This is a genomic window from uncultured Boseongicola sp. (assembly GCF_937988555.1).
Taxonomy (GTDB): domain Bacteria; phylum Pseudomonadota; class Alphaproteobacteria; order Rhodobacterales; family Rhodobacteraceae; genus Boseongicola.
On the sequence record NZ_CALJXO010000184.1, the window covers coordinates 1 to 4,669 of the forward strand.

General features: G+C 58.0%; 3 protein-coding genes. 2 read left to right on the forward strand and 1 reads right to left on the reverse strand.

What is annotated here, in order from left to right:
- Together Q1B15_RS10025 and Q1B15_RS10030 are read left to right on the forward strand one after the other, a co-directional pair.
- On the forward strand, nt 1-1,151 hold a 1,151-nt coding region (locus Q1B15_RS10025), incomplete at its 5' end, for a lipocalin family protein (protein WP_299753543.1).
- Nucleotides 1,148-2,590: a c-type cytochrome gene (locus Q1B15_RS10030; RefSeq protein ID WP_299753546.1), complete on the forward strand. Its 1,443-nt coding sequence runs from the start codon at nt 1,148-1,150 to the stop codon at nt 2,588-2,590. The genes Q1B15_RS10025 and Q1B15_RS10030, both read left to right, overlap by 4 nt.
- Before the next feature lie 440 nt (nt 2,591-3,030).
- On the opposite strand, the gene Q1B15_RS10035 is transcribed toward Q1B15_RS10030, so the two are convergent.
- Nucleotides 3,031-4,083, reverse strand: coding sequence for a PHB depolymerase family esterase (locus Q1B15_RS10035; protein WP_299753548.1), 1,053 nt, complete (start codon nt 4,081-4,083; stop codon nt 3,031-3,033).
- Between the last annotated feature and the right edge of the window lie 586 nt (nt 4,084-4,669).

Genomic DNA, 4,669 nt, shown 5'->3' on the forward strand with positions numbered 1-4,669 from the left:
TTTCAAGAAACATCATTCTTTTGGCACTCGCACTCGTGCTCGCGGTCGCCGGTGCACTCTACTGGGCACTGCCGCCGTCCGAAGTGGAGAGAACTTCATCGAGCAATGCCGACGAAGCTAACTTGTTGTCAGCCCTCATGGAGGTGTCGAGTGACGGCTTCCAAGGGCCGTCGGCGAGTTGGAAGTTAGACCTCCCCAAGGACCATGGGCACCACACCAATTCCCGAACAGAAAGCTGGCATGTCGCGACCCATCTGAGGAATGAGGACGGCAAAGAACTGGGGTTTCAATTCTCCTTTCTCCGGCTTGGCATCATATCTGGCGACCCACCGCCGCCGACATCCATCTGGGACGTCCGCGAAATCAACCAAGGACACGTCGCCATTTTCAATACTTTCGTAGAGCGTGCTTTTGGCGAGGAGCGTTTCGGGCGTGGCACGCGCGGCCTTGGAGGGTATGATCCAAGCGCCCAGGAGCTTCGCCTCGACAACTGGTTTCTCCGCTTCGACAGCGATGAGTCCGGGTCGTACATGACGCTCTACGCCACGGTGCTGGACAAGGCCGTCGTCGATCTCGTCATGCGGCCGGAAAAGCCCACCCTCGCCCTAACCCCTGACGATGCTGGCGCCCCCTTTGTGGGATATTCGATGACGCGGCTCGCGGTGGAAGGCACCATAGATCAGGGCCTGGGCGAAGAGACCGTCACCGGGTCGGCATGGTTTGATCACGTCTGGGGAGAGCTTCCGCTGCCCGGCATGCGCCCGGTGGCCTCGGATCGCCTGCAGCTTCAGCTAGGCGACGGGACCGACCTGTCGGTGATCCGCACGCGACGTATCGATGGCGCAGGAGCACCCGTCGTGAGCGGCTTCGTCGTTTCGCCCGATGGAACGGCGTCGCTTCTGGACGAGAAGAGCCTGCAGATGACATCCTCCAGGACGTGGCGAGACCCGGTAACGGGTGCAGAATATCCGGTCGAATGGCGGATTCTCGGCCCGAATCTCGACATTACAATAGTGCCCCTGGCTGACGCGCAGGCATTCGACACTGCGGTTCCGGTCTGGAGCGGGATGGTTCAGAGCAGTGGCCGTCGCGCGAACACGGTTGTGTCGGGTGTTGGAACGTTGCAACTGACGGGTTACTCAGCGCCATGACCCGGATGTCGACCCTTGTCAGCTTGATCGTGGTGGCCGTCCTGGCATTTGCGGGCGCCGTCTGGCTGATCAGTTGGCGAGAGGCCCCGAACACGGCAATCGACGCGGACCAGTACCGCTCCCCGACTGGGCCGGTGCCGGCCGCGCCACAACGCGATGGAGCTCCTGATGCGGGCCGCCACGCGCTCCTGAACGCCCCCTATGTGAGTTGCGGCATTCCATATGGCGCGTATCGGCGGCTTAATCGGCAGACAGAACCGGACGCACTGGTTACCGGACGCGAAGGCCGAAATGCAGAATTGCCTTTTGCACTCACCTCCCATGTGAACGAAGACGGGGTCGAGATTGTCTCGAACAATTGCCTGACGTGCCATGCAGACCGGATCAACGGCGAGCTGATCCTGGGGCTTGGCAATGCGTTTGGGGACTTCACCCAGGACCCGAGCCGGCTGGTGCTGCAGGCTGGGAACTATGTGCAGGGAAAGGCAGAGACGAAGGCGTGGCAGCACTGGGCCGACCGCATCGACAGCATAGCCCCCTACGTTCAGACGAAGACCGTAGGCGTGAACCCTGCGCCGAACCTTACCTGGGCATTGATGGCGCATCTCGACCCAGAAACGCTCGCATGGTCTCAGATACCCCTGATCGACCCGCCCCCAGTGGACCCACTGCCGATCAGCGTGCCCCCATGGTGGGGTATGAGTAAGAAGAACGCGATGTTCTACACCACCGTCGGCAGAGGCGACCATGCGCGGTTCATGCTTCTCGCATCGATGCTGTGTATCGACGGGACAAAGGAAGTTGCCGAGATCGATTCCTATGCGGCGGATATTCGGGCCTACATCGTGTCACTCGAAGCCCCGGAGTTTCCGTTTGCGATTGACACGGGCCTCGCTGCAGAGGGCGAAGGCATCTTTGTTCGCGAATGCAGCGCCTGCCACGGCAGTTATGGCGAGGAGGAAACATTTCCCAACAGGGTATATCCCGTCGACGAGGTCGGGACCGATGCCGCCTATGCCAGCGACGCGACAGATGGCTCAAGGGATAGGTTCTTCGACTGGGTGGCGCGCTCTCCCTATGGTGATATCCATAGCACCGCGCCGGCACCCGGCTATATTGCGCCCCCCCTTGATGGGGTCTGGGCAACGGCTCCGTATCTGCACAACGGCTCCGTGCCGAGCATGGCCGCGCTGCTGTTTAGCGATCTAAGGCCCAAGTACTGGCGGCACCAAACCGATCCCCGTCGTTATGATCCGGACATCTTGGGGTGGGAGCATGAGGCGCTGAATTTGGGGCAGGGGGCGGAGAAAGACCCAGAGGCACGGCGCCAAATCTATGACACAACACTGAGAGGGTATGGAAACGCCGGTCATACCTACAGTGACGCGTTAAATGATCAGGCGCGCGCCGCTCTCCTTGAATATCTGAAGACGCTCTGAAGCCCCAAAGCATGGCTCTATTATGGCAAACGGCAGTGCCCGCGCCAGGGCCCGCAAAAAACGGCAAACACGGCAACCTTTGTCGATACTGGTAGCCATTCAAGGAAGAGTTATTCGGAAACTCAGCTCCGCATTGCAGGCTTTGCGAAGCGTTCTGTTTCCACTCAGTTAAATCCATTATCCGCTATAATTCCCCGAAATAGGAGACAATCATGCTGACGTCGCCCGGGGATGTGTTCGAATTTCAGGGAGATGTTCCGAGCAGTTAAGATTGGAGCCTGATATCCATCTATATTGCGTCTGGCGAGAATGAAGTTCTACCTGTTTGCCATTCCCTAACGCCCCAAGGAGCGTTTTACGGTATGAACGGAGCTACCCGTTTCAAGCCAATTTTTTTCTGATAATACAGTCACTAGTCGGGGCTGCGAGCCAGCGCCGCATCATTTCAAGCGCCAGAAATCTATAATGTGGCGAATGGCACAGACCCCCGCATCTTTGACAAAGTCCGTCTCCTGTCCGCAAACAGGGGTGGAGCCATCAACGTCAATTGGAACAGCATGGATGAAGTCCGGCAGCGACCAGGTCTCGAGACGCAGATTACCCGCTTGGTCGCGATAGAGTTCACGTGTCGCACCACCGACTTCCTGGCGTTCGTCCACAATGGCGTCAATACCCTGAGCCGCCGTCCACTGCTCCGTCAGTTCTTGGAGATTGTCGGGATCGACGGTTTCGTCCCCAGTGCCCTGCCAAAGGGAAATCAAAGGCCAATCATCTGGGATATCCGCGGCACTCTGCGTCACGAAACTGGCCCATTCCTCGGCATCTCGATCGGTTAGCTCGTAACCGCCGATGCCGCAGGCATAGATGGCATCTGATCCATCTGGAACAAAGGGACTGTAATGAAGCGCGTTCCAAATAACATCATAATCGGAAGTGGGCCGGTTGCAGTCAAACGGCAAGCCAGCCAGCACGGCTCCGCCGGCAAAACGGCCCGGATAATTCGCCATCAGGACGCTCGCCATTGCACCGCCTGCGGAAAACCCCAAAACGAATACCTTGTCCGGATCGGCGCCTTGAGTAGCGAGGACATTATCGATCATCGCCAGGATTGATGCGCTTTCGCCTTTTCCGTTCCGGTTATTATCTGCGTCATGCCAGCGGAAACATCTGCGGGACATGTTCTCGGGGCGTTGTTCAGGCATCAAGAGCAGGAAAGGCGTCTCTTCGGCAAGGGCCACCAGGCCGGTTTCGTCGTCAAAGTCGGCAGCCGTCTGCAAACAGCCATGCAGTGCGACAACCACTGGCAAACCTGCTCGGAACTCGGCAGGACGATGGAGGTACATCAACAGATCGCCTGGGTTCTCTCTGACGTCCAGCACTGCATCCAGTGCGGTTGCAGGCTGAGGTAACAGCAGCGCAATCAGGGTGAGTGCCAAGCCATATGCCGGCCAATGTCGAACCTTCATATCGTTTGGATAATTACGCGGAACCATGCTTCTTCTCCTCGGGCAATAGTTTCTATTGCCTTGAAATACGCGGACTGGGCTGAAATTGGTTGCTTCGAAGTATGGGGCCATCCGGCATTAGCCGACCTTAGTTCAGAATGTTCGAACGCCAGTGGATTGGCAACGTCTCCCTAACCAAGCTTACGTGTTTTTGGAAGACCGGAAGCCATGAAGTGCCAGGCATAGAGAGTCTAAACACACCCAGTCGCATCCGGCGCTGAACATCCGACCACCGGGGCCCACGGCTCTAGTCAGTAATGGCCCAGGAATTGCGGGCCAGACGGACTATTCGGCCGATGGGGGGCATCATGCTTCAACTATTTGACTGACGCTTTCGCCCGCGTAGCGGCCGTGGGAGCATTGCGCGGCGCAGGTCTTTTAAGAGTCCGCATTGACCCTGATTTGCGCGGGTAGCGGTATTTTTAGAAACAATCAGCGGGGATAGTAGGGATTTTGCACGAAAGGTTATCAATCAAGCCCACGATTTTGCCGGGGCGGCTTTCTTTGGTAGGGTGAGCGGCGCGGGGCAGAGTGTGTGCCTGGCATGTGTTTGTAATGAGTTGCGACTGGCCGT